General features: G+C 66.9%; 6 protein-coding genes. 2 read left to right on the forward strand and 4 right to left on the reverse strand.

Translation table 11 applies throughout. The features are described 5' to 3' along the window. Window positions 1-1,486, reverse strand: a 1,486-nt coding sequence (locus tag VKH46_01240) for a two-component regulator propeller domain-containing protein (protein ID HKB69436.1), incomplete at its 3' end; no start/stop codon positions are given. 34 nt (window positions 1,487-1,520) lie between these two features. Continuing rightward, window positions 1,521-2,081: a dTDP-4-dehydrorhamnose 3,5-epimerase family protein gene (locus VKH46_01245; protein HKB69437.1), complete on the reverse strand. Its 561-nt coding sequence runs from the start codon at window positions 2,079-2,081 to the stop codon at window positions 1,521-1,523. A gap of 55 nt (window positions 2,082-2,136) precedes the next feature. On the opposite strand from VKH46_01245, the gene VKH46_01250 reads away from it, so the two are divergent. Continuing rightward, window positions 2,137-2,601: a hypothetical protein gene (locus VKH46_01250; protein HKB69438.1), complete on the forward strand. Its 465-nt coding sequence runs from the start codon at window positions 2,137-2,139 to the stop codon at window positions 2,599-2,601. A gap of 213 nt (window positions 2,602-2,814) precedes the next feature. Here the strand turns inward: VKH46_01250 and VKH46_01255 are convergent, their stop codons facing one another. Further along, window positions 2,815-3,144 carry a PilZ domain-containing protein gene (locus VKH46_01255; GenBank protein ID HKB69439.1) on the reverse strand — a complete coding sequence of 110 codons (330 nt, stop codon included), beginning with the start codon at window positions 3,142-3,144 and terminating at the stop codon, window positions 2,815-2,817. Window positions 3,145-3,245: 101 nt separating this feature from the next. Then, window positions 3,246-3,950 carry a ribonuclease H-like domain-containing protein gene (locus VKH46_01260; protein HKB69440.1) on the reverse strand — a complete coding sequence of 235 codons (705 nt, stop codon included), beginning with the start codon at window positions 3,948-3,950 and terminating at the stop codon, window positions 3,246-3,248. A gap of 53 nt (window positions 3,951-4,003) precedes the next feature. Here VKH46_01260 and VKH46_01265 point away from each other — a divergent pair. Beyond that, on the forward strand, window positions 4,004-4,398 hold a 395-nt coding region (locus VKH46_01265), incomplete at its 3' end, for a radical SAM protein (protein HKB69441.1).

The following is a 4,398-nucleotide window of genomic DNA, read 5'->3' on the forward strand; positions in this document are numbered from 1 at the left end:
GAGGCGGGCCCTCCCCTTCCGGAATGATTTCGATCGAGTCCGATTCGCGATTCCACCGCGCGAGAAGGTTTTTCGAAGGAGAAAGGGCCGAGATCCAGAGATCACCGGCCCGATCCGGGAACACGCGAAAAATGTCGTCGATGGACAGCCCGCTTTTTCGGTCGAATGTTCGCTCCGGAGCTATTCGTGCGAGCCCGTCGAATCCCGGCTTCGCCGGATATCGGAGGAGCCCGCTCCCGGTCGGGAGCCAGATTCGCCGATCGCGGTCCTCGAAAGCGAGCTGTTCGGTCCCCCATCCGGTTTTCTTCGGATCTTCCGGAACGTACGGTTGCACGGAGCGGAACGATTTGCCGTCGAAGCAGGCGAGAAAAATCCGTCCATGAGCCTTCGACTCCACGCAGGGAACGCCCGCGTCTCGTGTGAAGAGCGCCGACGCCTGCGTCGCTTCGAGACCGTCCTCCCGGCCATATCGAACGAAACCTTCGCGATCGACCCGGATCGCTCCTCCTCCCGCGGTTCCGATCCAGAGATTACCCGCCGGATCCTCGGTCGCGGTTCGCAGCTCGACGTCCTCGAATGGAGCGCCGAAGTCTGCCGCCGATGTCCGAATCGGGGGAACGCCGTCGCGAAACTCGATCACCGAGTGCAGCGTGGCGGCGAACACGACGCCGTCGGGGCGCTCGAAGAGCGATTCGACGGGGTCCGGGATCAGCCGGCGTGAAGCGTCGAACGGGTTGGCCAGGCTCTCGGCATCGTCGAGACGGAAGAGGCCCGTCCACGCGCCGATCCAGAGCCGCCGGCGCGAGTCGACGAGGAGCGAGGTGACGCGCGTGGCCGTTCCGCCGACGGGGCGCGACTCGAAACGCCGCGCGGGGCCGCCGCCTTTCGGCACGGCCCAGAGGGCGTCGAGCGTGCCCACCCATCGGTTTCCCCCGGGCGTCTGCGCGATCGACAGGACCGCGTGATCGTCCCAGATCCGATGGGGCAGAAGAGGAGGAACGAGGACGAGACGGCCGCCTCGAAAGCCGAATACCCCGTCGGTCGTTCCGACGAGCACACCGCCGGCTCGATCGGACTCGAGCATCTCGGCTTCCAGGCGAGCGTCGCCCTGAGCCGGTACCGCGGCGAAGGGCGGCTTCTCGCTGCGGACGGCGTCGCGGGCCATCCGATAGACACCCGAATCGGCGGCGGCCCAGAGCGCTCCGTCGCGGGTGACGATGACGTCGTTGATCTCGCCGATCGGAAGGCCGTCTCGTCCCCCATATCGCGTGAACCGGGCGCCGTCGAAGCGGGCGAGACCCTGGTCGGTCGCGAACCAGAGGAAGCCCCGTGCGTCCGAGACGATCCGGTGCACGTGCCCGCCCGGCAGCCCGTCCGCCGCTCCGTAGACTCGCGCGGGAAGTGTGAGCGCCGACATCCGCCCGGCTCCCGAGGCGGCGATCGCCAGCGCGGCGATGAATTTCAGGGCCGTTCGAAGCGGGGACACGGAAGCTCGCCGGGCAGCCACGGGTCCTTCGCGGTCACCCGTTCGGGATCTCCCAGAGGGCCTTGATGGCGGGATGGTCCCACGCGATCCGGTACTCGTCCGGATCGGCGAGATCGAAGGGCTTCGTGACGACGTAGAGGAGCGCGCACGGGTTCGTGAGCGGCCGGTAACCGTGCGCGACCCCTTCCGGGATCCGGACCACGACGTCTTTTCCGTCGCCCGCCACGATCACCTGCGTGCCCCGGAACGTGGGGGAGCTTTTCCGGACGTCGTAGAGGACGATCTTGATCTTCGAGGGCGGCGGACAGAACCAGATGTCCTCCTGCGCGAGGTGGTAGTGAAGCCCCTTGACGTGATCGTTGGCGCTCACGATCGAGAAGTTCATCTGCGCGGCCTCGACGCCCTTCCAGAACGCGGCGAGCTCGGCGCCGTGCGTTCCCGCCGCGCCTTTTCGGAAGACCTCCATGAAGAACCCGCGGTCGTCCACGATGCGTTGGAGGCGGTGCACCTTCACGCCCTCGATCGGAGTGTTCGGGCCGTAGCTCTTCGGGTTTCCGACGAACTCGTCGGCGACGTCGGTTTTCGCAATCGGCATGGGCGCGATTCTACAGGACGGAGCCGCGGTGCTACGATTCGCGCGGAGGCCCGCGATGAAAGCTCGAATCGCCCTGCTGCTTCTCGCCGTGTCGGCGGCCGCGTCGGCCCAGACGACGAACCCGAACCCGAAGAACTTCCGGATGCTGATCGACGGGGGGGAGACGCCGGGCGTGGCGGGGTTCGCGATCGACTTCGAGCGCAGCGCCGCGATCGCCTATTCGCCGCGCCTCGTCGTCGCCCCCGCGCAGGCGCCGCGCCTGACGCTGAACCTGACGCCGAAGGGCTTGAGCGCGCTGTCGGGATGGTTGAACGACGCCGGGAACGGGGTGTCGGTCGCGGCCAGGTCGATCGAGATCCAGAGCCTCGACAACGAGGAGACGGTGCTCATCGACTGGCGGATCGACGGCGCGGTGCCGATCGCGATCTCCCAGCTGTCGTCCGGCAACGGCACTTCGCCGCTCGTCGCGGTCATCCTGCAGTTCGAGAAGCTCACGCTGGTCAAGGCGAAGAGCGACTAGACGCTTCGTTTTCGGGCAGGATTTGGGCCCGCAGACGGCGCCATTTTCTCCGGAAACCGAACTGAGCTCAGTACAACCCGAAAGCGCGGCGAGGCGCGAGCCCGGCGGGATGCGGGGTAGCCGGCCCGCGGGCGCGGCGTACCGGCGCGTACGTTAAGCCCGCGGGCGGCTGCCACGCGCCCGCCCGGCTCGATGCATCGCCGCGCGGGCCGCTCAGAATTGTGTCAGGTTGTGGATGGCGTTGACGAGCTCCATCGGCGGCTGCACGAACGCGCATCCCATGCCCGGCACGCGTCCGCTTCCGAGCGGGGTCGTCGGGAAGGCCTCGACGACGCGAGCCTTCGACCGGAACGTGGCGCTTTCGCCCGGAAGCGAAATCGAGAGGTCGATTTCGCTCCCGGGGGAGAGCGTCTTCGGCGTGGCCAGATAGAGCCCGCGCTCGTTGACGACGACGACCGTCGCGAACGACGGCGGCTCTGCCTCTTCGGAGCGGTAGTGCGCGGGGCAGAGAACGCGCACCCGGCGAGACGCTCTTTCCGACATTCTTCGATCCCCCCCGCCGCGTCGCCGCGGCTCGTTGCCAGCCGCGTCTTACTCGCGGCGTTCGCGGGCCGCGGTCGTCCGCGGCGTTCCCGGGTCGCCGCTCATACGCGGCTGTTGTCCATCAGGGGCAGCAGCGTCGCCTCGATCTTCCGAAAGAGCGCCGCGGTGGCCTCCACGTCGCGGCGGCAGTAGTGCGCGATCTCCGCGAGCCGGCCCTCACGATAATAAGGCCCGACGGAGTATCCGTCCATCCCCTGCTCCTTCGGGCTCGCGATCCCGAACGTCTTGCAGAAGAAGTCGAGGTTGAACTTGCGCGCCGCCGAGCCCCCGCCGCCGAAGAACGTCAGGACCTCCAGGAGGTCGACGTGCGGCCGCACCGAGTAGCGGTATCCCATCAGGTTCTTCGACGGCTTCAATCCGTGCACGGCGCTGCGAAGCATCGTCCACGGGCAGTCGAAGCCGCGGCCGTTGAAGGTGACGAAGCGGTCGAATCGCGTCATCGTCTTCCAGAACTCGTCGAGGAACGCGCATTCGGTGTCCCCGACGTAATCGAAGAGCCCGTCCTCCGACTTTTCCTCGCTGCGGCCGTCGGTCTTCTCGTACCACACGCGTCCGCGCCCGGTCTCGACGTTCTGCATCGCGAGGACGACGATCTTCCCCGTCATCGGCCAGAGGGAAAGCCATTCGGGGACGAGACGCTGCTCTTCCTCGCTCTTGGCGTTCTTCAGGAGATAGGCGCGCTGGGCGTCGTCGAGGGAGCTCCAGTCGACGCCCACGGTCTCGATGTCGAAGACGACCGTGTTCAACTTGCCGCATTATAGAATGCCACGGTGAGCGGCGGCGCATTTTCAGGATCGAAATGAGCCGGGATCGGCATGGTCTGCGGCTGCGCACGCTGAAGTTCAACCTCGAGCTGACGAGCCGCTGCAACTTCCGCTGCGGCATGTGTCCGATGGACGACATCCAGCGTCCCTACGAGGACGCGCCGTGGTGGATGGTCGAGAAGGTCGCCTCCGAGATGCGCGAGCTGGGCCTCTCGATGCGCTATCTCCACGAGCTCGGCGAGCCGCTTCTCTACAAGCGGCTCTGCGAGGCGATCGACCTCTTCCCGGGCGTCTGCGTCTCGACCAACGCCTCGCTCCTGACGGAGGAAAAGGGGCGCGAGATCCTGGGAAGCTCGCTGTCGCGGATCATCCTGTCGCTCGACACTCTCCTTCCGGAGGTCTACGCGGTCTCGCGCAAGGGGGGGAAGTT

The sequence above is a fragment of the Thermoanaerobaculia bacterium genome (assembly GCA_035260525.1).
In the GTDB taxonomy this organism is placed as follows: domain Bacteria; phylum Acidobacteriota; class Thermoanaerobaculia; order UBA5066; family DATFVB01; genus DATFVB01.